This window comes from Flagellimonas aquimarina (assembly GCF_003149745.1).
Classification (GTDB): domain Bacteria; phylum Bacteroidota; class Bacteroidia; order Flavobacteriales; family Flavobacteriaceae; genus Flagellimonas; species Flagellimonas aquimarina.
In genome coordinates this window covers 640,367-664,824 of sequence record NZ_QGEG01000001.1, presented here as the reverse complement: position 1 = coordinate 664,824, position 24,458 = coordinate 640,367, and the positions used below count along the sequence as shown (strand labels likewise).

26 protein-coding genes are annotated in these 24,458 nt (G+C 37.7%); 20 read left to right on the top strand and 6 right to left on the bottom strand.

The features are described from left to right. Positions 1 to 38 precede the first annotated feature (38 nt). Positions 39 to 737: a TIGR04282 family arsenosugar biosynthesis glycosyltransferase gene (locus tag DKG77_RS03050; RefSeq protein ID WP_165819334.1), complete on the bottom strand. Its 699-nt coding sequence runs from the start codon at positions 735 to 737 to the stop codon at positions 39 to 41. A 310-nt stretch (positions 738 to 1,047) separates the two neighbouring features. On the opposite strand from DKG77_RS03050, the gene DKG77_RS03045 reads away from it, so the two are divergent. Next, a complete protein-coding gene (locus tag DKG77_RS03045; RefSeq protein ID WP_109660068.1) occupies positions 1,048 to 1,836 on the top strand; it encodes a patatin-like phospholipase family protein in 789 nt (262 codons plus the stop codon). A 46-nt stretch (positions 1,837 to 1,882) separates the two neighbouring features. Here DKG77_RS03045 and DKG77_RS03040 read toward each other — a convergent pair whose 3' ends face one another. After that, positions 1,883 to 2,932 (bottom strand): ferredoxin--NADP reductase, encoded by a 1,050-nt coding sequence (locus DKG77_RS03040; protein ID WP_109660066.1) that lies wholly within the window; start codon positions 2,930 to 2,932, stop codon positions 1,883 to 1,885. Positions 2,933 to 3,056: 124 nt separating this feature from the next. On the opposite strand from DKG77_RS03040, the gene DKG77_RS03035 reads away from it, so the two are divergent. Together DKG77_RS03035 and DKG77_RS03030 are read left to right on the top strand one after the other, a co-directional pair. Beyond that, on the top strand, positions 3,057 to 4,526 hold the full coding sequence (locus DKG77_RS03035) for a DUF5687 family protein (protein WP_109660064.1): 1,470 nt from the start codon (positions 3,057 to 3,059) through the stop codon (positions 4,524 to 4,526). Between the two features lie 36 nt (positions 4,527 to 4,562). Beyond that, on the top strand, positions 4,563 to 5,258 hold the full coding sequence (locus tag DKG77_RS03030; RefSeq protein ID WP_109660062.1) for an ABC transporter ATP-binding protein: 696 nt from the start codon (positions 4,563 to 4,565) through the stop codon (positions 5,256 to 5,258). A gap of 48 nt (positions 5,259 to 5,306) precedes the next feature. Here the strand turns inward: DKG77_RS03030 and DKG77_RS03025 are convergent, their stop codons facing one another. The 3 genes from DKG77_RS03025 to DKG77_RS03015 are packed head-to-tail and all read right to left on the bottom strand — an operon-like array spanning position 5,307 to position 6,696. Then, positions 5,307 to 5,678 (bottom strand): nuclear transport factor 2 family protein, encoded by a 372-nt coding sequence (locus DKG77_RS03025; protein WP_109660061.1) that lies wholly within the window; start codon positions 5,676 to 5,678, stop codon positions 5,307 to 5,309. A gap of 40 nt (positions 5,679 to 5,718) precedes the next feature. Beyond that, positions 5,719 to 6,378, bottom strand: a complete 660-nt coding sequence (locus tag DKG77_RS03020; protein WP_109660059.1) for a DUF2461 domain-containing protein — start codon at positions 6,376 to 6,378, stop codon at positions 5,719 to 5,721. Beyond that, a complete protein-coding gene (locus tag DKG77_RS03015) occupies positions 6,379 to 6,696 on the bottom strand; it encodes a hypothetical protein (RefSeq protein WP_109660057.1) in 318 nt (105 codons plus the stop codon). It abuts the gene before it with no gap. A 111-nt stretch (positions 6,697 to 6,807) separates the two neighbouring features. Here DKG77_RS03015 and DKG77_RS03010 point away from each other — a divergent pair, with 111 nt between their 5' ends. The 11 genes from DKG77_RS03010 (at position 6,808) to atpG (ending at position 16,629) form a co-directional block, all read left to right on the top strand. Beyond that, complete coding sequence (locus DKG77_RS03010; RefSeq protein WP_109660056.1) at positions 6,808 to 7,821, top strand: GlxA family transcriptional regulator; 1,014 nt, start codon at positions 6,808 to 6,810, stop codon at positions 7,819 to 7,821. Between the two features lie 114 nt (positions 7,822 to 7,935). Further along, positions 7,936 to 10,491, top strand: coding sequence for a type IX secretion system periplasmic lipoprotein PorW/SprE (gene porW, locus DKG77_RS03005; protein WP_109660054.1), 2,556 nt, complete (start codon positions 7,936 to 7,938; stop codon positions 10,489 to 10,491). A gap of 6 nt (positions 10,492 to 10,497) precedes the next feature. Beyond that, positions 10,498 to 10,932 (top strand): bactofilin family protein, encoded by a 435-nt coding sequence (locus DKG77_RS03000; RefSeq protein WP_109660052.1) that lies wholly within the window; start codon positions 10,498 to 10,500, stop codon positions 10,930 to 10,932. After that, positions 10,910 to 11,140: an AtpZ/AtpI family protein gene (locus DKG77_RS02995; RefSeq protein ID WP_097044397.1), complete on the top strand. Its 231-nt coding sequence runs from the start codon at positions 10,910 to 10,912 to the stop codon at positions 11,138 to 11,140. The genes DKG77_RS03000 and DKG77_RS02995 overlap by 23 nt, the downstream gene beginning before the upstream one ends. Next, on the top strand, positions 11,140 to 11,544 hold the full coding sequence (locus DKG77_RS02990) for a DUF6168 family protein (protein WP_109660050.1): 405 nt from the start codon (positions 11,140 to 11,142) through the stop codon (positions 11,542 to 11,544). The genes DKG77_RS02995 and DKG77_RS02990 overlap by 1 nt, the downstream gene beginning before the upstream one ends. A gap of 104 nt (positions 11,545 to 11,648) precedes the next feature. Continuing rightward, positions 11,649 to 12,779, top strand: coding sequence for a F0F1 ATP synthase subunit A (gene atpB, locus DKG77_RS02985; protein WP_109660048.1), 1,131 nt, complete (start codon positions 11,649 to 11,651; stop codon positions 12,777 to 12,779). Positions 12,780 to 12,854: 75 nt separating this feature from the next. Continuing rightward, a complete protein-coding gene (gene atpE, locus DKG77_RS02980; protein WP_109660046.1) occupies positions 12,855 to 13,046 on the top strand; it encodes an ATP synthase F0 subunit C in 192 nt (63 codons plus the stop codon). Between the two features lie 80 nt (positions 13,047 to 13,126). Then, positions 13,127 to 13,627, top strand: a complete 501-nt coding sequence (locus tag DKG77_RS02975; protein ID WP_109660044.1) for a F0F1 ATP synthase subunit B — start codon at positions 13,127 to 13,129, stop codon at positions 13,625 to 13,627. A gap of 6 nt (positions 13,628 to 13,633) precedes the next feature. Next, positions 13,634 to 14,173 (top strand): ATP synthase F1 subunit delta, encoded by a 540-nt coding sequence (atpH, locus tag DKG77_RS02970; RefSeq protein ID WP_109660042.1) that lies wholly within the window; start codon positions 13,634 to 13,636, stop codon positions 14,171 to 14,173. 2 nt (positions 14,174 to 14,175) lie between these two features. Continuing rightward, positions 14,176 to 15,756, top strand: a complete 1,581-nt coding sequence (gene atpA, locus DKG77_RS02965) for a F0F1 ATP synthase subunit alpha (protein ID WP_109660040.1) — start codon at positions 14,176 to 14,178, stop codon at positions 15,754 to 15,756. Between the two features lie 12 nt (positions 15,757 to 15,768). Beyond that, positions 15,769 to 16,629, top strand: coding sequence for an ATP synthase F1 subunit gamma (gene atpG, locus DKG77_RS02960; RefSeq protein ID WP_109660038.1), 861 nt, complete (start codon positions 15,769 to 15,771; stop codon positions 16,627 to 16,629). A gap of 83 nt (positions 16,630 to 16,712) precedes the next feature. Here atpG and DKG77_RS02955 read toward each other — a convergent pair whose 3' ends face one another. After that, positions 16,713 to 18,371 carry a sulfatase family protein gene (locus DKG77_RS02955; RefSeq protein WP_109660035.1) on the bottom strand — a complete coding sequence of 553 codons (1,659 nt, stop codon included), beginning with the start codon at positions 18,369 to 18,371 and terminating at the stop codon, positions 16,713 to 16,715. Positions 18,372 to 18,544: 173 nt separating this feature from the next. Here DKG77_RS02955 and DKG77_RS02950 point away from each other — a divergent pair, with 173 nt between their 5' ends. Genes DKG77_RS02950 through DKG77_RS02925 form a run of 6 tightly spaced genes read left to right on the top strand, consistent with a single transcriptional unit; the run spans position 18,545 to position 24,456 of the window. Continuing rightward, on the top strand, positions 18,545 to 20,014 hold the full coding sequence (locus DKG77_RS02950) for a lipopolysaccharide biosynthesis protein (protein WP_109661406.1): 1,470 nt from the start codon (positions 18,545 to 18,547) through the stop codon (positions 20,012 to 20,014). Further along, a complete protein-coding gene (gene dut, locus DKG77_RS02945) occupies positions 20,004 to 20,438 on the top strand; it encodes a dUTP diphosphatase (RefSeq protein WP_109660033.1) in 435 nt (144 codons plus the stop codon). Before DKG77_RS02950 ends, dut begins: the two co-directional genes overlap by 11 nt. A 34-nt stretch (positions 20,439 to 20,472) precedes the next feature. Then, positions 20,473 to 21,489, top strand: coding sequence for a sugar phosphate nucleotidyltransferase (locus DKG77_RS02940; RefSeq protein WP_109660031.1), 1,017 nt, complete (start codon positions 20,473 to 20,475; stop codon positions 21,487 to 21,489). Positions 21,490 to 21,531: 42 nt separating this feature from the next. Continuing rightward, positions 21,532 to 22,446, top strand: a complete 915-nt coding sequence (locus DKG77_RS02935) for a tetratricopeptide repeat protein (protein ID WP_109660029.1) — start codon at positions 21,532 to 21,534, stop codon at positions 22,444 to 22,446. After that, positions 22,446 to 23,231 (top strand): lipoprotein insertase outer membrane protein LolB1, encoded by a 786-nt coding sequence (gene lolB1 / locus DKG77_RS02930; RefSeq protein WP_109660027.1) that lies wholly within the window; start codon positions 22,446 to 22,448, stop codon positions 23,229 to 23,231. The genes DKG77_RS02935 and lolB1 overlap by 1 nt, the downstream gene beginning before the upstream one ends. Position 23,232: 1 nt before the next feature. Next, positions 23,233 to 24,456, top strand: coding sequence for a murein hydrolase activator EnvC family protein (locus tag DKG77_RS02925; RefSeq protein ID WP_109660025.1), 1,224 nt, complete (start codon positions 23,233 to 23,235; stop codon positions 24,454 to 24,456). The last annotated feature ends 2 nt before the right edge of the window (positions 24,457 to 24,458 follow it).

The window sequence follows — 24,458 nt, the reverse complement described above, 5'->3', positions numbered from 1 at the left end:
TAGTCTTTACATGGCAGAAGTGCCATTAATCTTGATGCTTAGGAAAATCGCATCAAGACTGGTGAACCTTTGTTAAAATGAAGAGAGTGAAAGTAGTATTGAAGTATTTGGACGTTCTTAGAAACAATCCGAGTGCTCCTTTTTAGCAAGGAACCAAGAATTTTTAATATGGTAATGGAGATTGTTTTGGAAAAGTTCAATAAGGTTTTAATATCCTTTTCCGAATCTATATCATGTAAAACAGGGAGCCTATGTACATGAGAGTCGTAACTTTCAAACAATTGCGAAATTTTGTTGAAAAGCCCAAAACGCTGCCAAGGCAACCTTAGAAATAAGTTTGGGTCGAAATTGGAACAATGCAGCCCCATTAAATAAAAGCCACCATCAGATGCAGGCCCTAAGACCGTTTTTCCAAGCTGCAATTGTTTTTCCGCCTCAATAATATGCGAGGCTTTTAGTTGTGGACTATCATTGCCGATGGTAATCACATTTTTATAGCCCTTATCATAAATTGCTTGAATGGCGTTGGAAAAGCGTGCACCAAAAGAGGTGCCTTGTTGTTCTTTTTCAGTAAAATGGAAATAGGGTAATCCTGAGGTTTTGGCGGTTTGTAGCGTTCGTTCAGTTAATGCATGGAACAAATTTAAATTTGCCAAAGTCTTTTTACGACGAGTTTCCGCAATGGCAGAATTCGCAAAAATCAAGATTGCTGTTTCTTTTGAGAAAGTGTTTTTCAAGATTTGCTCTACTATCGTAAACTTACGACAAATATCTATGTAGGGTTTGGTCGAAAAGCAGAGTCAGGAATTACATTTTTCTTTGATAATTGTCAATTTTAACATTCCGACCGGCAAGTCGGTTCTAAAAAAGGAGCAGTATTGCAAGCAAAGATTAAAATCGAAGTGGTATCGATGAAATGCTCAAATAGCCATTATTTTTAGAGTTGATAGACTGGAGAGTCGGTAATATTCTCTTAAATAATATGTGTTATATAGCAGTTTTGGCCTATAGAGGCTAAATTTGTTGAGCGTTTAATCTACTTCTATCATGAACACAAATATTGCCCATGCAAAATCCATTGGATTGGTCCTTTCAGGAGGTGGAATTCGTGGAATGGCCCATATAGGTTTAATAAAAGCTATGAAGGAACAAGGATTGGATGCTAAAATCATATCAGGTTCCAGTGTGGGAGCTTTAGTGGGGGCTTTGTATGCAAATGGGAATTCTGTTGAGGATATGCTGCAGTTCTTTAAAGACACCCCCTTATTTCAATATAATTTCTTTGCAATAGGCAAGCCGGGGTTTATTGATACCGAAAGGTATTTTAATATTTTTAAAGGCTATTTCCCAAAAGATTCGTTTGAAAGCCTAGAGAAACCGTTGTTTGTGGTGGCTACTGATCTTCTTAAAGGGGAGGAAAAAGTGTTTGCAGAAGGAAAACTGATAAAACCTCTTTTGGCCTCTGCAGCGTTAACCCCAGTTTTCAGTCCGGTTGAAATAAACAAAACACTTTATGCGGATGGAGGCGTAATGAACAACTTTCCTAAGGAGTATGTGGATGGAAAGGCTGACTTTATTATTGGGAGCAATGTTTCTATTGCAGGAGAAGTCCAAAAAAAAGACCTTAAAAATTCTTTACAATTAGCCGGAAGGATAACCGGGTTGATGATTTATGCCGCCAGCTATGGAAAACTTAAGGAATGTGACCTATACATTGAACCCAAAGAATTGGAAAAAATAGGAATGCTAGACAAAAAGGGTATTCAAAAAGCCTTTACTATTGGTTATGACCATGGTAGCAGGGCGCTGGAGGGTGAGTTGAAAATGAAGAATTGAAGTCACATAAAATTAGCTATGGCAAATCTTACAAGGTTTCAATCATCTAAACATCGTCATAATCTACCTTAAGTGTTGGGGTCAGGGGATGCGCCTGACATGTTAAAATAAGCCCTTCGGCAACTTCTCCATCCGTTAGTATTTGGTTTTTGACCATTTCGGCTTTTCCTTCGGTAATCCTTGCAATACAACTGCTGCAAACACCACCTTGGCAGGAATATGGAGCGTTTATATCTTCCTTAAGAACAGCATCAAGCACCAATTCTTTTTTATCCATGGTAATGGAAAAGGTCTCATCGTCCACGATTACCTCGACCTTTGTTTTGCCTTCCAGTTCTTCAGCTAAGGTATCTTCCGTATCGGAACTCGTAAAAAGCTCAAACAAGATTTTTTCCTCAGCTATCCCATTGTTTTTTAAAGTATCAGAAACTGTAGTGATCATTTCCTCTGGACCGCATAAATAGAAGGCATCAAAAGAGGTTTCTTTAAACTTATTTTTGGTTACAAAGTTAACTGTTGAGGTTTCAATTCTGCCAAAAAGAGCATCTTCTGCCTGCGAGCGGCTATATACATTTTGAATAAAAAACCTATTGGTATATTGTTTTTGAAGCTCTTGTAAGGCCTCTAAATACATGGTTTCTTCAGGAGACTGGTTTCCAAACACTAAAACAAAAATATTTTCTGGATGACTTTCCAATACGGTTTGGGCAATGCTCATTATTGGGGTGATTCCGCTTCCAGCGGCAAAAGCTGCAATGTTTTTGGACTGAGAATGACTATCAAAAACAAATCGTCCTTCAGGAGGCATAACTTCAAAAACATCTCCAGGTTTAATGCTTTCATTCGCATAAACTGAGAATGTCCCTTCTGGCATTTTTTTAATTCCCACAGTAAGTTTTCCAGAGGATGGTGCTGAAGAAATGGAATAGGCCCTTCTCAGTTCTTTTCCATTTATCTCATGTTTAATAGTAATGTATTGCCCAGCGGTAAATTCAAAACTATCTTTAAGGTTTTCGGGAATTTCAAAAGTAAGGGCTACTGCATTGGGGGTCAAAGAGTCAATCGCGGCAATTTTTAGTGAATGAAAGTCACTCATGGAATATCAATTTTTTTGCAAAACTAAGCATTCATGTAATTTTGAAAGCTAGATTTTAAAAAAAGCGTTCCTTTTGTAACAAAACAAGTATTTTAGGTACAAACATCTAGAAAATCACCAACCCATGTTTAAACGATTTATCAATCTTCAGTGGAAATCCTTTTTTAGATCTTCCTCCTTTGGAAAAGGATTGGCATTGAAAATTGTAATGATCTTTTTTGGCATTTATATGATAGGAGCCCTGGTGTTTGTTGGCGGGTTTCTTTATGAAATCTTAAGAAAGGCCTTTCCTGACCAAGCCCCAATGTGGATGTTAAGTAGGTATTTAATTTACTGGATACTGATAGAATTGTTTTTCAGATACTTTTTACAGAAACTACCAGTGATGGATATTAAGCCATTATTGTCTTTTCCTATTAAAAAAAGCACTATCACACATTATATTTTGGCAAGATCGGGAGTTTCTGGCTACAATTTGTTGGCATTCTTCTTTTTTATGCCTTTTGGCATTGTGCTTTTGTTCAATGGATATCCTGTTTTGAATGTTGTACTCTGGCTTGTGTCAATTTTGGCAATAGTATTGTGCGTTAATTACATCAATTTTCTTATTAACAAGAGTGATAAGGCATTAGTGGTTATCGGGAGTATTATCCTTGCGCTATATGGACTTGATTATTTTCAAATAGTACCCGTAAAAGATTTTTTTGGACCAATTTTTCATGGACTTTATCAACACCCCATCGCGGTACTTGTTCCTGTAGCACTGGCTATTTTAGCATACTTTTTAAATTATAAATTACTTAAAAATAAACTCTTTTTAGATGCTTCTTTAAAAACCAAATCGAAAGAAGCAAAGACCTCAGATTTGACATGGACAAAACGCTTTGGAGACATGGGAACTTTTTTACAGCTAGACCTGAAGATGATTTGGCGCAACAAAAGAACCAAGGCTCAAGTTTTTATATCGCTTCTCTTTGTCTTTTATGGCTTAATATTTTACACCCAAGAGGTGTATGCCAACATGATTCCAATGTTTGCCTTTTTGGGAATCTTCATGACAGGGATATTCTTAAGCAATTTTGGGCAATTTATCCCAGCATGGGATAGCGGCTATTATAGTATGATGATGGCGCAGAATATACCGCTTAGAAAATATTTAGAGTCCAAAGCAACACTGATATCCGTTAGCGTGGCAGTCATGTTTTTGCTAACCGTTCCCTATGTATATTTTGGTTGGGAAGCACTGGCCATAAACTTTGGAAGCGCAGTTTATAATTTGGGAGTAAATATTCCCGTAATCTTATTTTTTGGCTCTTTCAACAAGAAGCGAATAGATTTGGACAAAAGCCCATTTGGCAATATGCAGGGTACTAGCTCCACTCAGTTTTTAATCATGTTGCCGGTTTTAGGATTGCCCATTCTAATTTTCACTGTACTTTATTATCTCATATCCATAGAGGCTGCGGTGATAACGCTTTCTCTTTTAGGAATTATAGGTTTTGCCTTAAAGAATTATCTATTGGACAAAATCACGGAGCAGTACAGAAAAAAGAAATACGGAATGATTGCTGGATTTAAAGAAAAAAACAGCTAAACAAAATTCATAAAAGTGAAGCTTAAACACATATAGATGATTACAACTGAAAATCTTTCTAAAAAGTACGGGTCCCAAACCGTATTGAATATTGAATCTTTGCAAATACCCAAGGGACAGAGTTTTGGATTGGTAGGGAACAACGGTGCAGGCAAAACTACTTTTTTTAGTCTCTTATTGGATTTGATTCAGCCCACATCTGGCCATATCATAAGCAATGATATTCAAGTAAACAAGAGCGAAGGATGGAAACCATTTACCTCTTCATTTATTGATGAATCCTTCCTTATTGGATACTTAACACCTGAAGAATATTTTTATTTTATTGGAGATTTAAGAGGAAGAAACAAAGCTGATGTAGATACCTTGCTTTCAAACTTTGAAGACTTTTTCCATGGAGAAATTTTGGGGCAAAAGAAATATTTGCGCGACCTATCCAAAGGAAATCAAAAGAAAGCAGGTATAGTTGCCTCTTTTATTGGCAATCCTGAGGTAGTTATTCTGGATGAGCCTTTTGCTAATCTAGACCCTACCACACAAATTAGGTTAAAAGGAATAATTAAAGAGCTCGCCGAGAAAAACGAAGTGACAGTTTTGGTATCGAGCCACGATTTAATTCATGTTACCGAAGTTTGTGAGCGCATTGTGGTATTGAACAAAGGAGAAATTGTAAAGGACATTCAAACTTCAGCCGAAACACTTAAAGAATTGGAAGCGTTTTTTGCGGGATAAAAAAGGCGATAGTTCACCATCGCCTTAATCAATCATCGTTTCTTATAATTACCCGCCAAAAACAGAAGGATCATAAAAGAACTGTGCTCTTTTAATTTTGCCATTCTCCACTTGATACATGGAAAGTTCTTCCATATTTACCCGACCTCCTTGCTTAAATGTAACATCGCTGGTCATGGGAACAACAAAATGATTGCCCATAACAACTGGATCACCTACAGTTCCGCCATGTGCTTCTTCAATGTTACTGGCCCATTGCTCAAAGCCTTTTAAAATATTGTCTATCCCTTCGGTTACCTCATTAGGTACCCCTGCCATCTCAACGCTAACCGCATCTTGGGCATAAAGGCCATAAGCCTGATCATATTTGCCCTCTCTACAAAGGCTTACTAGTTTGTTTGCAACTTCTTGTGTTGTCATTTTTGTGTCTGTTTTTATGATTAATAAATAAACTCAAAAGTTAATAAAAAGCCTCACTTAAATATGTGTTTAAAGGCTTAATAGCTTCAAAATGGCTCAAAATTTCATTGGATAAGCTGTCGGAACCATAAAAGGGTTCCAAAGGAAATTCGGCCATGGCATAGAATTGTTTGTTATAGATTAAATCTGTTTTTTCTGCAGAAGAAAGTAAGCTTTTATCCAATCGTTTTGACTTCTCTCCTTTAAGTCTACCAAAATTTTGGGTGAACGATGAAGCCTCAATTATTTTTGTGAATACCGACACGTTTTTTGCAATGTGATTTCGTAGCAAAGCAAGTTCAGGAGGTCTCACCGTAAAAAGTCCACCTCCAACATGAATACTTGTGGCATCAATACCTAAATAATAACCTGGCAAAATGGATTTTTTTCCGTTGGGTGAAAAACCAGCTTTTAAAATTGTATGATAAGGCGTTTTGTCTTTTGAAAAACGAACGTCCCTATTGATTCTGAACATAGCTTTTTTAGCATCGGGAAGAATACGATCGTCCCAATCGGTTAAGATGTGCAACAAAGTGTCCAAGAGACTTAGAAAAGGAACTTTCACCTGTTCCTCATATTGTTTTTTGTTGGCATGAAACCACTCTTTATTATTGTTTCTGGCCAGTTCTTTAAAGAAAGCAGTATATGTTTTAGTGATCATTTATGATTTTGCTTTTATTTGATTTAGAGCAATTTTGGTAAGCTCTCTCCATTTTTCATGGTATTCAAAATCAACCTCATACCAACCAGACAATGGTTTTTTGGTTTTAAAAGGGTTGAATTCAGAAAATTCAAAATCTTGTTTTTCCAAATGATAGTCCTTTCCCAATTTAAAGACCATTTTATGTTTTTTGGAAAAAAAAGCAAAAACTTTGCTTTTGTAGTGAATCGCTGGGGAGCTCATCATTTTTCCTTCGGTAACCTCAGGGTGTTTCAAGCAAAATAATTCACGGATTTCCTTGAATTTTTCAAACTCCATATTCCAAAGCTACAAAAGGCTTTCAAGCCAAGATAAGGGTGAATAAGACACTTTTAAGGGTTGATTGTGCCATGTATATCCATTACATTTATAGTGCTAAAAATGTTGAGAATGAAACATGTAAGTATTTTAGTGCCTAAGGGAAACGCCATCCTAAGCAATGTTGTGGGCCCATTTAAAGTATTAATGGCGGTAAATGAGTTTTTAAAACAAACTGGGGCAAGAAGCGATGATTTTTTTGAAACTCATTTAGTGGGTCTTGAACATGATTATTCATTGTATAATGGAATGTTCAGTATTCATTGCGATAGTACAATCCATGATATTGAAAAGACAGATTTAATTTTAATACCGGCGCTTAGACCAGATAAATTGGCTGAAGATTTAGCTGACAATCAAGCTTTTGTTCCTTGGATTTTGAACCAACGCAACAAACACAATGCAGAAGTGGCCAGTATGTGTATGGGGGCTTTTGTTTTGGCGCAAACGGGATTGGTGGATGGCAAGCAATGTGCTACCCATTGGGCAGCCATGGAAATGTTTCAAAAAATGTTTCCACAGGTCAATCTGGTTTCCAATAAAATTGTGACGGATGAAGATGGAATCTATTCCAGCGGAGGAGCGTTTTCATTTTTAAACCTAATGTTGCACTTGGTAGAGAAGTATTGTGGGCGTGGGGTTGCCATCTACATCTCAAAGTTTTTTGAAATTGATATGGATAGGGTGGATCAAAACCAGTTCGCCATTTTTCAAGGACAAAAGGACCATGACGATGTTGCAATTAAAGAAGCACAAAAATATATTGAGAGCAATGTAAAGGATAAAATATCTGTGGAGAAATTAGCTCAGAAATATGCCATAAGCAGCCGTAACTTTGTACGCAGATTTAAAAAAGCTACCCAAAACACTCCTTTGGAATACATTCAACGCGTAAAAATAGAAGCGGCCAAACGCAGTCTGGAATCTACAGAGCAAAATGTAAATGAAGTCATGTACCAGGTAGGTTACGCAGACCAAAAAGCATTTAGAACCGTATTTAAAAAGTACGCGGGATTATCCCCAGTGGCATACAAGACAAAATACAATCGCGGCCGTGTAAATTTTGAAAGACCAACTGCTTGGTAGAAGGCCTTTTTTGTTAATGTTTGTGCAACTGGCAAAAATTATTGCATTTTACCGATGAGCCTTATAATAATCTGGCTGTTTTTTAGTTAAGGTTAGATACGATTACCAATAATTTTGAAGCTTCAGAAAACACTTTTTATAGCAATCATTTTAGGGGGACTGGTTTTTAACGCGTGTTCCACTAAAAAAGATAAATTCATTAACCGCAACTGGCATGCGCTGAACACCAAGTACAATACCTTGTACAATGGTAATATTGCCTTTGAGCAAGGACGGGAAGAATTGAATTCCGCTTACAGAGACGATTATTGGGAAGTGCTTCCGGTAGAACGCTTAGAGGTAACTGAAGAAATTAAATTGGATTCTGAAAACAACAACCCCAATTTTATCATTGCCGAAGAAAAAGCCACAAAGGCCATACAAAGACATAGTATGGACATTAAGGATGAAGAACGAAACCCCCAGACTGATGAAGCATTTTTGTTGTTGGGCAAAGCAAGATATTTTGACCAGCGTTACATCCCTGCCTTAGAATCCTTTAATTACATCCTTAGAAAATATATTGAAAGCGACAAGTTGAACGAGGCAACCATTTGGCGTGAAAAAACCAATATGCGGTTGGATAACCCTGAGTTGGCAATCAAAAACTTAAGACGGCTTTTTAAATTTGAAACCCTAAAAGATCAAGAATACGCAGACGCCAATGCTGTGCTGGCACAATGTTATATTAACCTAAAGGCCGCTGATACCGCTATTCAAAAATTAAAAATTGCGCAGGGCTACACCAAGAAGAATCCAGAAAAGGGAAGATACTTGTTCATAATAGGGCAACTGTACAACCAAATGGGGCATAAAGACAGTGCCAATTACGCATTTGATAAGGTCATTGCACTCAATCGTAGATCCCCAAGGGTCTATATGATCAATTCCCATTTAAAGAAAATTCAGAATACAGAAATCACGGATTCTAATAGAGAGGAGTTATTGGAATACCTGACAGATTTAGAAGAGAATAGGGAAAACAGGCCTTTTTTAGACAAAATTTACAGGGAGATAGCGCAGTTTCATTTAGCCAACCAATCTGATAGTCTAGCAATAGCATATTACAACAAATCCCTTAAGGCAAATAATAGGGAAAGGAAACTAAACGCTTTGAACTATCAAAGTTTGGCAGATTACAATTTTGATAAGGACAAATACAAAGTTGCAGGAGCATATTATGACAGTACCTTGACCAACCTTACGGATAACACAAGGAAATATCGCAGCATAAAAAAGAAATTGGACAACCTTGAAGATGTAATCAAATATGAAGATATCGTGCAGTATGCAGACAGCGTAATTACTGTTTATGATATGCCAGAAGCGGAACGCAAAGCCTATTTTGAGGATTATATTGCAGAATTAAAACGGGAAGATGAAGCTGCCGCTGAAAAAGAGTTAAAAAGGACTACTGCCGGCTTTGCCGCATTTTCCGAATCAAAAGGGGGAAAGGAAAATAAGGGCAAGTTTTATTTTTACAATATCACCAGTTTGGGGTACGGAAAAAATGATTTTAAAACTCGATGGGGTGAGCGTGTGCTGGAAGATGATTGGAGATGGAGCAATAAAAATAGAGCCTTGCCTTCGGAAGCTACGGGAGAAGAAATTTTAGCCAATGGCCTGCCTGCAGATGAGATTACGGACGAACAAAAATATTCGCTGGATTTTTACTTAGAGCAAGTTCCAACTGATGTCACGGTAATAGACAGTTTAAAAACCGAGAGAAATTTTGCCAACTACCAATTGGGTCTGATCTATAAAGAGAAGTTCAAGGATAACCTATTGGCTGCCGGAAAACTGGAGCGTGTTTTGGTTTCCAACCCTGAGGAGCGATTGATTTTACCGTCAAAATACAACTTGTACAAAATTTACGAAGAAACTGGAAGCCCTTTGGCTTCAAATATGAGACAAGATATCATAACCAACCACTCAGATACACGCTACGCGGAAATCCTTTTGAACCCGCAGGCAATTCTTGAAGGAAATACAGATAGTCCAGATGCAAGGTATGCGTCTTTGTTCAAGCTTTACAAGGAACAGGAATACCTTCAGGTCATAACAAAATCCCAAGAGTACATCAACAGGTTTACAGGAGACCCAATAGTTCCAAAATTTGAAATGTTGAAAGCAAATGCAATTGGTCGTCTTCAAGGTTTTGAATCCTTTAAAGAAGCACTGAACTATGTTGCGCTAACTTACCCCAACAACCCTGAAGGGAAGAAAGCAGAACAAATGGTTGCCGATCAACTTCCAAAGTTGGAGGCAAAAGAATTTTCTCCAGAAATTGGCTCCACGGGAGCGGGCAATTGGAAAGTTGTCTTTCCTTTTAAAATAAAGGACAATGAAAAAGCGTTGAAACTTAAAGAGAGATTAGAAGGAGTCATTAAGGATTTGAAGTATAAAAATATCGTGTCCAAAGATATCTATAACTTAGAAGATCAGTTTGTTGTGGTGCACGGTTTCAAATCTAAAGACTTTGCACTTGGCTATGCCGAACTCATAAAAAAGAACAAGGACTACCGTATCAAAGATGAGAATTTTGTAGTTTTATCCGATAATTACAAGATTATACAGGTCCATAAGAATTTAGGAACTTATAAAGAACATATTTTAACCCCAAAACCCTAGAACACAATGTTTTCTGACAACAAAAAACCACGCCCTATGACAGAACTTGGAGGACAACCCAACAGAATTGAGAAGAACACGAAGATCAAAGGAAATATTACATCCGAAGCCGATTTTAGAATCGACGGGAAATTGGAAGGTAATGTAAAGACATCTGGAAAGGTTGTCATTGGCAAAGATGGCTACATTAACGGAAAGGTAGAATGCGTAAATGCAGATATAGAAGGAAAATTCAATGGTGAGCTTATGGTCAAGGACCTCCTTTCATTAAAAGCTTCTGCTCTTATTGAAGGTACTGTTAGTGTTTCCAAATTGGCCGTTGAACCAGGCGCAACATTTAATGCAGCTTGCACCATGGGCAAAGGAGCTACACCAGCCGCCTCTGCACCTACGCAAAGATTACAGTCCACAAAGACCAATGAACCAGCAAAAGTCTCCTAAGAAGAAAAACAATTTTAAGAATGCCGCAATGCTTTCCGGTATTGCGTTTGAAATGGGAGCTATCATCTTTTTGGCCGTTAAAGGAGGAAAATGGTTGGACGCCCATTATCAAAATGAGAAAAATATATTCACGGTAATTGCCACTTTATTAGGAGTGGCAATTTCAATTTGGGTAGTTTTGCAGCAGTTGAAACGTATTAAATATTGATGTCAAAACTAAATTTACCAACCCAATTCTTCTTCCTTCTAGCCCTTGTGCTGTTGGTTTCTTTTGGAGTTCACATACTTATTCTTTCCAGCAAAGATTTACCTCTTTTCGATAATCTTGTTATTCGCTCCTATGTTGTAAATGCACTTTTGGCAGCCATTATTTTTCTGCTGCTGTATAGGTTTAGGGAGAAACTTAAAAACCAGATAGGGTTTTTATTTATGGGGGGAAGCTTTCTTAAATTCATCTTTTTTTTCCTTTTGTTTTACCCTACCTACAAAAGTGATGGTGATATGTCCAGTTTAGAATTTGCATCCTTTTTTGTTCCCTATTTGGCCTGTCTTTTTTTAGAGACTTTTTTTACTTCAAAAATGCTCAAAAACCTAGAAGATTCCAGCAAATAATTGAGCCCTCAAAATCCTCAAAAATAAAAGTTTGAAAGCTTTTTTCTTTTTGTAAGAAAGACTTACATTTGCACCGATTTTGAGAGACCGATATTTTGAGCGAAATGCAAAAAAACACTTTGACTAGATTTCTTCTCGTAGTAGCACTATTTTTAGGTCAGTTCACTTTTGCAAGTGATACGGAAAAAGAGGCCAGCGAACACGGTAAGGACCTTAAGACAGAAATTAAGGAATATATCTCCCATCACCTTCAGGATGCACATGATTTTTCATTGTTTTCTTATACCAAGGAAAATGGAGAGCACAAGTATGTTGGTTTTCCATTGCCTGTTATCTTATGGGATGATGGATTAAAGGTTTTTTCTTCTTCAAAATTTCACCATGGAGAAACATTAGCTGAGGTAGAGGGCAGCCATTACAAGCTGTACCACAGTAAAATCTACAAAACGGATGCTCAGGGCACTATCCACTATGATGAGAATCATCATGCAACCAATGTAAAGCCTTTGGATTTTTCAATTACCAAGAATGTTGTGATGATCATCGTTACAGGATTGTTGATGTTGTGGTTGTTTACGAGCTTGGCAAGGTCTTACGCAAAGAACAACGGTGTACCAACAGGTGCCGGTCGTTTCTTTGAGCCAATAGTACTTTATATAAGGGATGATATCGCAAGACCTAATATTGGAGAGAAGCGTTATAGAAAATACATGCCATTTTTGTTGACCATATTTTTCTTCATTTGGTTTTTGAACATGTTTGGATTGACCCCATTGGGAATTAACGTTACAGGGAATATAGCCATAACGGTTTCTTTGGCGATCATGACCTTTTTGATCACCAATTTCACAGGGACAAAAGATTATTGGATGCACCAATTTGATCCCCTAGGAAAATCATTGCCTTGGTATGGTAAAATACCTTTATATATTATTTTGGTTCCTATTGAATTACTGGGACTGATCATTAAGCCATTCTCATTATTGATTCGTTTGTATGCAAACATGCAAGCAGGACATATTGTTTTGATGAGTTTGATTGGGTTGATGTTCATTTTTAAAAGTTGGTTGGGTAGTCCATTGTCATTTGGACTAGCTTTTGCCATTTCATTGATTGAAGTATTGGTAGCATTGCTACAAGCATATATTTTCACCATGTTGTCCGCTCTGTATTTTGGATTTGCTTCCGAAGAACATGAGCATGACCATGAACATGAGGCAGAAATTGCCCATTAATAAAAGTAGTATCGCACTGAGCTTGTTGATGTGTGGGAACCTAAAATTGAATTTTAATTTTTAAACTAGATAGATATGGAAATTCCAGTAATGGTAGGTGCAGGTTTAGTAGTTATTGGTGTTGGTCTTGGTATTGGTAGAATCGGTGGTTCTGCAATGGATGCCATAGCACGTCAGCCTGAAGCTTACGGAAAAATCCAAACAGCGATGTTGATTGCAGCAGCGTTGATTGAAGGAATTGGTTTTGCTGCATTATTTGCGGTATAATCAAAAATTCTAAAGTAAAAGCTGTAACGGTTGGTTGCAGCTTTTGCTTAGTTTAAATTAAAAGTATTAAAGCATAGATTATGGAAAAGTTATTGGAAGAGTTTTCAGTAGGATTGTTTTTCTGGCAGACTTTGTTGTTTGGACTGTTGTTGTTCCTCATGTGGAAGTTTGCATGGAAACCTATCCTAAAAGCTGTAAATGATCGTGAAGATGGTATCAAAAATGCATTGGATGCAGCGGAAGATGCCAAAAAAGAAATGCAGAATGTTACTGCAGATAGCGAGAAACTTTTAAAAGAAGCAAGAGCCGAAAGAGAGGCCATGCTTAAAGAAGCTCGCGAGATCAAAGATAAAATCGTTGCCGATGCCAAAGACCAAGCTCAGGTAGAAGGTGATAAAATGGTAAAGCAAGCACAGGCAACCATTGAAAGTGAAAAGAATGCTGCCGTTGCTGATATAAAAGCTCAAGTAGCCAATTTATCTGTTGATATTGCAGAAAAAATAATCAAGGGTGAATTGTCTGACAAGAAAAAACAGTTGAAGTTGGTAGATGACATGTTGGGCGACATTAAATTGAACTAAGAAGAGATGAACGAGAGCAGGGCAGCCATACGCTACGCAAAAGCAACCTTAGATTTCGCTATCGAAAAGAAAGCGGCAGATGCCGTTGAAAAAGATATGCGAGAAATAGCAGCTGTAATCACAGAAAATATGGAGCTTCAAAATCTTTTAGAAAGCCCAGTTGTAAAAGGTGAGGCAAAAAAGAGTTCGTTGCACGAAATCTTCAAGGGTTCCCAAGAAATTACCAAAGGGCTTATAAGCACTTTAACAGATAATAAGAGAATTTCATTGTTGCAGGAAGTAGCGTTGAAATATATTATTCTCCATGAACAATTAAAGGGAGAAGACATTGCCTATGTTACCACAGCAGTTCCTTTAACAAGAGACCTTGAAAAGAAAATATTGGCTGAGGTTGCTAAAATGACCAAAAATGAGGTCACTATAGAAAACAAAGTTGACGAAAGTATCATAGGAGGATTTGTGCTTCGCGTTGGGGATTTGCAATATGATGCCAGCGTAACAAACAAATTGAACGGATTAAAAAGAGAATTTACAAATAGTCTATAAAAATGGCAGGAGTAAAAGCCGCTGAAGTATCAGCAATTTTAAAGAAACAATTATCAGGATTCGAAGCTACCGCTTCTTTGGACGAAGTAGGTACAGTATTGCAGGTGGGGGATGGTATCGCCCGTGTATACGGTTTATCTAATGTGCAATACGGAGAATTAGTTGAGTTTGAAGGCGGACTGAAAGGTATCGTTTTGAACTTGGAAGAAGATAACGTTGGTGTTGTACTATTGAGCCCTTCACGTGATGTGAAAGAAGGTTCTGTTGTAAAAAGAACACAGACAATTGCTTCTATCAATGTTGGTGAAGGTATCGTTGGTCGTGTGGTAAATACTTTAGGTGTTCCTATCGATGGTAAAGGTCCTATTTCAGGCGAAACTTTTGAAATGCCTCTAGAGCGTAAAGCTCCTGGAGTTATCTTCCGTGAGCCAGTAACCGAGCCGTTACAAACGGGTATCAAGGCAATTGATGCAATGATTCCTGTAGGTAGAGGTCAACGTGAATTGGTAATTGGTGACCGTCAAACAGGGAAGACCACGGTTTGTATTGACACCATTTTGAATCAAAAAGAATTTTACGATGCAGGTGAGCCTGTATATTGTATCTATGTTGCCATAGGACAAAAAGCTTCTACCGTTGCTGCTATTGCTCAAGTTTTGGAGGATAAAGGCGCATTGGCATATACAACGATAGTTGCGGCAAACGCATCCGATCCTGCTCCAATGCAGGTTTATGCTCCGTTTGCAGGTGCTGCTATAGGAGAATACTTTAGAGATACGGGTAGACCAGCTTTGATTATCTATGATGATTTATCAAAACAAGCGGTTGCTTATCGCGAGGTATCCCTTTTGTTAAGAAGACCTCCAGGACGTGAGGCATATCCTGGTGATGTTTTTTACCTTCACTCAAGATTATTGGAGCGTTCCGCAAAAGTGATCAATGATGACACTATTGCAAAAGACATGAATGACCTTCCTGATGTTTTGAAACCAATGGTAAAAGGTGGCGGTTCTTTAACTGCCCTTCCAATCATTGAAACTCAGGCGGGTGACGTTTCTGCATATATTCCTACAAACGTAATTTCTATTACGGATGGGCAGATATTCCTAGAGCAAGATTTATTCAACCAAGGTGTAAGACCAGCAATTAACGTGGGTATTTCAGTATCTCGTGTTGGGGGTAATGCTCAGATTAAATCCATGAAAAAAGTAGCTGGTACTTTGAAACTTGATCAAGCCCAATTCCGTGAATTGGAAGCCTTTGCCAAGTTTGGTTCTGATTTGGACGCCGCTACATTGAACGTAATTGAAAAAGGACGTAGAAACGTTGAGATTTTGAAACAAGCGCAAAACGATCCTTTTACAGTTGAAGACCAAGTAGCAATTATCTTCGCAGGTTCTAAAAACCTTTTAAGAGATGTTCCAGTTGACAAGATAAAAGAATTTGAAAGAGACTTTATTGAATTTATGAATGCCAAACATAGAGGTGTATTGGACACCTTAAAGGCAGGAAAATTGACAGATGAGGTTACAGAGACATTGACCGCTGTTTGCAAGGATCTTTCAGGAAAGTATAGAGCTTAAGCCCAAATATAAATGGCGAATCTAAAAGAAATAAGAAATAGGATAGCTTCGGTATCTTCAACAATGCAGATTACCAGTGCCATGAAAATGGTTTCTGCCGCTAAGTTGAAAAAAGCTCAAGATGCTATTACCGCGATGCGTCCTTATGCAAATAAGCTTACTGAGTTATTGCAAAATCTTAGTGCAAGTTTAGATGGCGACGAAGGAAGTAAGTTTGCCGATAATAGAGCAGTTAATAAAGTATTGGTTGTAGCCATTACATCTAACCGTGGATTATGTGGCGCATTCAACACCAATATTATTAAGCAATCCACTGTCTTGCTTGAGGACACTTATGCTGGAAAGCAGGTTGATTTCTTGGCTATTGGGAAAAGGGGAAATGATATCCTTGGAAAGAAAGGCAATGTAATTGCTAATCACAGTCAAGTTTTTGATGAGTTAAGCTTTGATAACGTTGCTTTAATTGCCCAAGATTTAATGAATCATTTTACCGAAGGTAATTACGATAGAATTGAATTGGTTTACAATAAGTTCAAAAATGCCGCCACTCAAATAGTGATGTCAGAGCAGTTTTTGCCTATTGTTCCTGTTGAAGGAGATACCTCTGGTGCTGCTGATTATATTTTTGAGCCTTCTAAACCTGAGATTGTGGAACAATTGATTCCAAAATCATTAAAAACGCAATTGTACAAAGCTGTTCGTGATTCTTTTGCTAGTGAACATGGTGCACGTATGACTGCTATGCACAAAGCAACAGATAATGCAACCGAGCTTAGAGATCAATTAAAATTGACATATAACAAAGCGAGACAAGCTGCCATTACTAATGAAATCCTTGAGATTGTTGGTGGTGCGGAAGCATTGAACAATTAAGCTTTATAGAACTTATAAAAAAAGCCACCTCTTTAGAAGTGGCTTTTTTGTTTTGTAAAAGTTCCAGTAAAGGGGAAAGGGCATTAGCCCTTTTTATTTAAAGGAGAATCAATGCTGTTTGCATGGTGAATATCGATATACTGCTGATTCAATTCGTCTGAGTCTTTGTATTGAACACGTAGCTCTTCCAATTTTTTCTTTAACTCTGTCACCACATCCGCATAAGCAGGGTCATCATACACATTGTTCATTTCTTGCGGGTCTTTTTTGCGATCGTAAAGCTCCCATTCATCCACATCATAATAAAAATGTGCCAACTTGTAATCAATGGTCACTATCCCATAATGTCTTTTTACCTGATGTACTGCGGGATATTCATAATAATGATAATACACCGCATCTCTTGTCCAATCCGCGTTATTGGACGTTAATAAAGGCATTAAGCTTTCACCCTGCATGTCTTCGGGGGCTTCAATTTGTGCAGCCTCTAAAAATGTCTGGGCAAAGTCTAAGTTTTGCACCATTTCTTCACTGGTTATTCCTGGTTCAATCCTATTTGGCCATCGAATCAACAACGGAGTCTTAAAAGACTCATCATAAATAAAACGTTTGTCAAACCAACCATGCTCACCCAGGTAAAAACCTTGATCGGAAGTGTACACAACCATAGTATTGTCAGATAATTTGCTCTCATCCAAATATTCCAACAGACGCCCAACATTATCATCCACAGAAGAGATGCACGCTAGATAGTCTTGCATATAGCGCTGGTATTTCCATCGCATTTTTTCTTCATCTGTCTTTGAGGGCCAGTTTTCTTCAAAATCTTTGTTGATTTCATCCAAGATAGGCTCATACAATGCTTTTTGTTCCTCGTTTATCCTGTTTACATAAGGATTCTCCCATCCACCAGGATACTCTCTCACATCTGGGGTCACATTCTTCATTCGTGCAATGGTTTCGGGGCGAATTTTACTATCATGACTATACATCATGTCGTAAAGCAAGTTCATTTCTGCTGTTTTGGCTGCTGTACCTCTGTTTTTATAATCATCGAATAATGAAGCTGGTTCAGGAAATGTTTTACCTAAAAATTCTTTGAACTTATCCGGTCTTGGCCACCAAGGTCTATGCGGTGCTTTATGCAGATACATCAGCATGAAGGGTTTTAGAGTATCTCTTTTTTTGTCCAACCAATTTAAGGTCAAGTCTGTAATAACATCGGTAACATAGCCCTCAATTCTGGTGGTGTCTCCAGTTTTCGTAATAAAATCCGGGTTGATATAATTTCCTTGTCCGGGCAAAATCATAAAATCATCCACACCTTTGGGGTTGTTTCCAAAGTGCAGTTTTCCAAACATTGCCGTTTGGTAACCTGCCTGCTGAAAAATCTGTGGAAAGGTAACTTGAGTGGTATCAAAAGGCATTTGGTTATCAACCTTTCCGTTAATGTGCGTGTGTTTCCCTGTTAAAATAGTAGCTCGCGATGGAGCGCAAATAGAGTTGGTTACGGAAGCATTGGTAAAGACGATACCTTCTTTGCCAATCCGGTCAATGTTTGGGGTCTCTATCAAATGATCACTATAGGTGCTTATTGCTTGGTAGGCATGATCGTCAGACATGATGAAGATGATATTCGGTTTTTCGTGGACCAGAGTATCAGCTTCTTTTTTCTTTTCACCACAAGAGATTGCAGTTGTTAGAGCGATAGCAGCGACAATTTGTTTTGATAAAGTTTTCATGGGTGGGAATTGTTTGCACTCAAAAGATATAAATTATTTACTTCAAAGGTACAGAAGCGCAGAAATTAGTTTGAATGGATAAAACACAAATTAAGGTTGTAAGCCAATAACTAAGCGGTTTTGCGTAACTTGTGCCCACCTTATTAGAAGCTTTCTTAAAGAACGGATTCCTATTGAACCCACTAAAAAGACTTTTTAAACAGACTTTTATTTATGGCTTGGCCACTGTGTTGCCACGTGTTATTTCGTTCTTTTTACTACCGCTGTATACATCTGTTTTTGAAAATGCCTCTGGTTATGGGCAGTATGTAAACATATATGCCTGGATTGCAATTTTTAATGTATTTCTGGCATACGGAATGGAAACCGCCTTTTTTCGTTTTTATCATAAGAGAGAAGATAAAAAATCCGTTATCTCTACTTCTTTAATTTCGTTATTGGCCTCCTCACTATTGTTTCTAGCGTTAGCGTTGATAATAAAAGAAAATCTTGCAAGCTTTACCAATATTAATGTGGACTACATAAAGTTTACCACCTATATCTTGGTTTTGGATGCATTGGTGATTATTCCCTTTGCCCTTTTGAGAGCTCAGGAAAAACCAATGAAGTATGCAATTCTAAAAACGATTAACGTTGCCATAAACCTTGGGTTCAATGTTTTTTTCTTGCTCATTTTACCAAAGGCCGTTCAAGATACCGATCAAGGTTTTTTGAATTCAATATATAGGGAGGGCTGGGAGATTCAGTATATTTTTATTTCTAATATCATTGCTAGTGCTATTACTTTAGTATTGCTTCTGCCCACTTACTTTAAAGTTTCGTACAAGTATAATTACGACCTATGGAAGCAAATGCTTAAATATTCAGGCCCCATTATGGTAGCCGGAATTGCATTTACCATAAATGAGGTAGTAGATAAGATTTTGTTGACAGAACTATTGCCGCAAGGTATTGCAGCAACCGAAGTTGGCAAATATGGCGCATGCTACAAACTGGCACTTTTTATGACCTTGTTCGGAACGGCTTTTAGAATGGGAGTAGAGCCTTTTTTCTTTAGCCATGCCAAAACCGAAAAACCACAGAGGACCTATGCGCAAATAACCAATTATTTTGTGATATTGGGAAGTATCATACTGCTTGCTGTTGTGGTTTTTATAGATGTTCTGGGAAAATTATTGATTCGAAATGCCACCTATTGGGAAGCATTGGACGTAGTGCCCATTATATTGTTGGGAAGCCTGTGTTTGGGCATCTATCATAACCTATCCGTTTGGTATAAGATTACGGATCAAACAAAGTTTGGCGCTTATATTTCTTCCATAGGAGCTTTGATTACCTTGATGATTAACATTGCCTTTATCCCAAAAATAGGATATATGGCATCTGCATTGGCAACTTTAGCGGCATATGCAAGTATGATGCTTTTGTCCTATTATTTTGGAAGGAAGTATTACCCAGTTCCCTACAACATGCGAAAAATACTATTTTACTTATCTATTTCAATACTATTTTCCACACTGTCTTTTTATGTTTTTAACCGAAATTTAATAGCAGGAGGGTTCTTACTTTTGCTATTTTTGATGCTAGTTTACAAAATGGAAGGAGACAAGTTAAAGACCATATTTTTACAGCGTGAAAATTAAAATCATAAATACATCAACACATCAATTGCCCCATTATGAAACGCTTGCTTCTGCAGGTATGGATCTAAGGGCAAATATTACCGAACCTATTACGTTAAAATCATTGGAAAGAGCCATTGTGCCCACAGGAATTTTTATTGAATTGCCTGTCGGTTATGAGGCGCAGGTAAGACCTCGAAGCGGCCTTGCGGCAAAAAAAGGGATTACCGTGCTAAATGCTCCCGGAACCGTCGATGCGGATTACAGAGGCGAAGTGGGCGTTATTTTAGTAAATCTTTCTGCAGATGATTTTATCATTGAAAATGGAGAGCGTATTGCCCAAATGGTGATTGTAAAGCATGAACGGGCAGAATGGGTTAAAGTAGACTCACTTTCTGAGACAGATAGGGGCGCCGGAGGTTTTGGTAGTACCGGAACACAATAAATCTAAACACTAACTACGTTATATTAAAGAACACATGAAAATTATTGTACCCATGGCGGGAAGAGGTTCCCGATTAAGACCGCATACACTAACAGTTCCAAAACCATTAATTCCGGTTGCTGGCAAACCAATTGTTCATCGTTTGGTGAGTGATATTGCTAAGGTATTGGGAGAACAAATAGAAGAAGTTGCCTTTATATTGGGAGACCCAGCTTTTTTTGGAGACGATGTTGTAGACAGCCTTATGCAATTGGCAAAAGACCTTGGCGCCAAAGGATCAATTTATAGACAAGATGAACCTTTGGGAACAGGTCACGCGATCATGAGTGCCAAGGATTCTTTAAGTGGGCCTGCGGTGATTGCTTATGCCGATACACTGATACGGGCTGATTTTGATTTGGATAAATCTGCGGATAGTGTTATTTGGGTAAAACAAGTGGATAAACCAGAGGCCTTTGGCGTTGTAAAATTGAGTGAACAGAATGAGATAGTAGAGTTGGTTGAGAAACCACAAGAGTTTGTTTCGGATTTGGCCGTAATTGGTATTTACTATTTTAAGGACGTAAGTGTTCTTAAAAATGAATTGCAGTACGTTTTGGACAACGATATTATCAATGGCGGAGAGTATCAAATAAATGATGGAATAAAGCGAATGATGGAGAAGGGCATGAAATTTGTCCCAGGAAAGGTAGATGAGTGGATGGACTGCGGAAACAAAAATGTGACTGTGGAAACAAATCAACGAATGCTAGGCTTTTTAGAAAAAGATGGTGAGGGATTGATTGCAGATTCTGTTGAAAACGAAAATGCAAATATCATTGAACCATGTTTTATAGGGGAAAATGTAGTGCTTAAGAACACAACGGTGGGCCCATACGTATCAGTAGGTGCGGATACAGTAATTGAAAACTCAACCGTTAAAAATAGCTTAATTCAGAGCAAGAGCATTATCAAAAACGCTAATTTGGATAACGCCATGATTGGTAACCATGTAGTTTTTGATGGTAATTTTGAGACCATTAGTATTGGAGATTATTCCGTTATGGAGTAGTTGTTAAATTCAACTTGGTTAGAACATAAAACCTAAAATGAATTGAAAAGATTAATCGGCACATATATAATTGTTTCTTTAGTTTCTTTCTGGACATATGCCCAAGAAGAGGAGCAAAGTGCTGAGGTTTTTTTAGAGGAATATACGGATGAGTTTCAAGAAAGTTTTTTTGAAGCATTAAAGCAAAAAGGGATTCAAAACTATGACAGGGCCATTGATTTGTTTTTGGAATGCAAACAATTGGATTCTTCCAACAGTGTCATAGATTATGAGTTGGCAAAAGCTTACTTTTTAGACAAGCAGTACATTCAGGCCCAGGAATTTGCTGTTGATGCCTTGAAGGCAAAACCAATGGATTTTTGGTATTTGGAGACCCTATTGCGCATTTTGGAAAAACAAGGAAACTCCGTTTATACAATTCAAGAACGAATTCCTTTCACCAATAACAAGCTGCAGGAAAACCTTGCTGTTTTTTATTTTAAGAAGAGAAAATACAATGATGCATTAAAAGTTCTAGAAGGACTTGGCAACACAAAGTTTACTGCTGAGCTAACATTGAAAATCAATGATTCCATACAGCGCATAAGCCAAAAACTGACCACTAAGGTTGAGCCAGAAAAGACGGTGGAAAAAGAGAATAATCCAATAGCACAATACCAAACACGGATAGAAGGGTTGTTAGAGAAAGGTGATTTTGAGAATATGGAAATGGTTTCCAAGGAAGCACTGGACTCATATCCGCTTCAACCATATTTTCACTTCGCATATGGAACTGCACTTAATAGGACTTCTAAATCTGCCAAAGCGGTTGAAGTTTTGGAGAGCGCTCTGGATTATCTGTTGGATGATGTTTCTTTGGCCAACAAGATTTATACAGAATTATCAAAGGCCTATACTGCTATTGGCAATACTTCTAAGGCAAATGAATATTTGAACAAAGTAAAAACAGGCTTGTAATGCAATCATATCAATTTCAAATAGAGAAACAGGTTACTCTTTTGTTTTTATGCATCATAGTTTTAGGCTCGTGTAAAAGCACCAAAGCTGTTGTTGGTGGCGAGGTTGATTCAGGAATTTCTACAAAGCGCATTATCGAAAATCATTACACTAATCAAGTAGATTTCAAAACCTTGAGCGGAAGAGTGAAAATTGATTACTCAGATGGAGAAAAAAATCAAGGTGTAAGTGTGAGCCTGAGAATGGAAAAGAACAAGGTGATTTGGATTAGTGCTCCACTTGGGGTGGTAAAGGCCCGTATAACTCCAGAAAGAGTTTCCTTTTATAACAAACTCCAAGGGGAGTATTTTGATGGGGATTTTAGTTATTTAAGTGATTTGTTGGGCACAGAACTTGATTTTGATAAGGTACAGAACTTGTTGCTGGGCAATGCCGTCTTTGATTTGAGAAAGGAGAAATACACCTCTACGATCAATCAAGGGGATTATCAATTGAAACCAAAAAAGGCAAGAGAACTTTTTAAAATATTGTTTCAGCTAGAGCCGCGAAATTTTAAGATCTCTTCCCAAGAAATATCGCAACCAGAGGAAGATCGACAACTGCAAGCTAAATATACCTATCAGGATATTTCAGGTAAAATATTTCCTAACGAAATTCAAATTGTGGCCGCCGAAGAAAAGGACAAAACCATCATTGACTTAAGTTTTAAGAACTTGGAACTGAACAGGGCTTTGAATTTTCCATACAAAGTTCCCAGAGGATTTGACAAAATTATATTAAAGTAATATGATAGATAAGATTTCATATTACGTTTGTTGTATGGCCTTTACACTCTTTGTTTCTATTTCGGCCACTGCACAAACGAGTGAGCAAAAGGCCTTGGAGTCCAAACGGGAGAGATTGCAGCAAGAAATAAAGGAAATCAACAGATTGCTTTTTGCAGAAAAGAAGGAAAAGGGTACGGTTTTGGATCAAATGGAGGCTTTGGACAAGAGAATTAATGTAAGGCAGGAACTTATCAGGGTAACCAATCAGCAGTCTAATTTGCTCAATAGACAAATCAATGTAAACATTAGAAGTATTAGTAAACTAAGAGAAGACCTAAAAATTCTCAGAAATGATTATGCCAATCTTATTCAAAAATCATATCAGAACAAAGCCCAAAGTAATCGGCTAATGTTTCTTTTATCATCAGAGAACTTTTATCAGGCATTTAAGAGACTTCAATATATGGAGCAATATGCAAAGCATAGAAAAAAGCAGGGAGAGGATATCATTACCAAAACAAATGAGCTCGCCACACTAAATCAAGACTTGGTATTGCAAAGAAAAACCAAAGAGCGTTTATTGGCGGAAAACAAAAAGGTTAAGAATGATCTGTTCAATGAAATAGAATCCCAAAAAAATCTGTTGCGCAGCATTAGGCAGAATGAAACAAAATACACAGCTGCTATTGCACAAAAAAGGAAGGAGGCCCGCAAAATTGATAGGGAAATAGAGCGACTTATAAAAAGTGCCATTGCAAGCACCAATAAAAAGGCTGGTAAATCCAGCAGAACCAAATTTGTGCTCACACCGGAGGCTAAATTGGTCGCCAATAATTTTTCTGCAAACAAAGGAAAACTTATTTGGCCGGTTGAAAAGGGAATAAAAAGTCAGGGTTACGGGGTTTACAGTGACAAACTATACCCGGGAATAAAACACAGAAACAATGGTGTAACCATAGCCACAGATCAGGGAAGTAAGGCAAGGGCAATTTTTGAAGGCGAGGTCATTGCCATTTTAACGGTGCCTGGTGGGAGCAGGGGTGTGCAGATAAAGCATGGAAATTACATTAGCACATATTACAATTTATCAAATGTTTATGTTAAAAAAGGAGATAAAGTTGTTGTAAAGGAAGTGCTTGGTGATATTTATACCAATCGGTTTGATGGCACAACCAAGTTGAAGTTTTATCTTTATCAAGACTCCAATCGCTTAAACCCTGAAGACTGGATATATCAATTATAAAA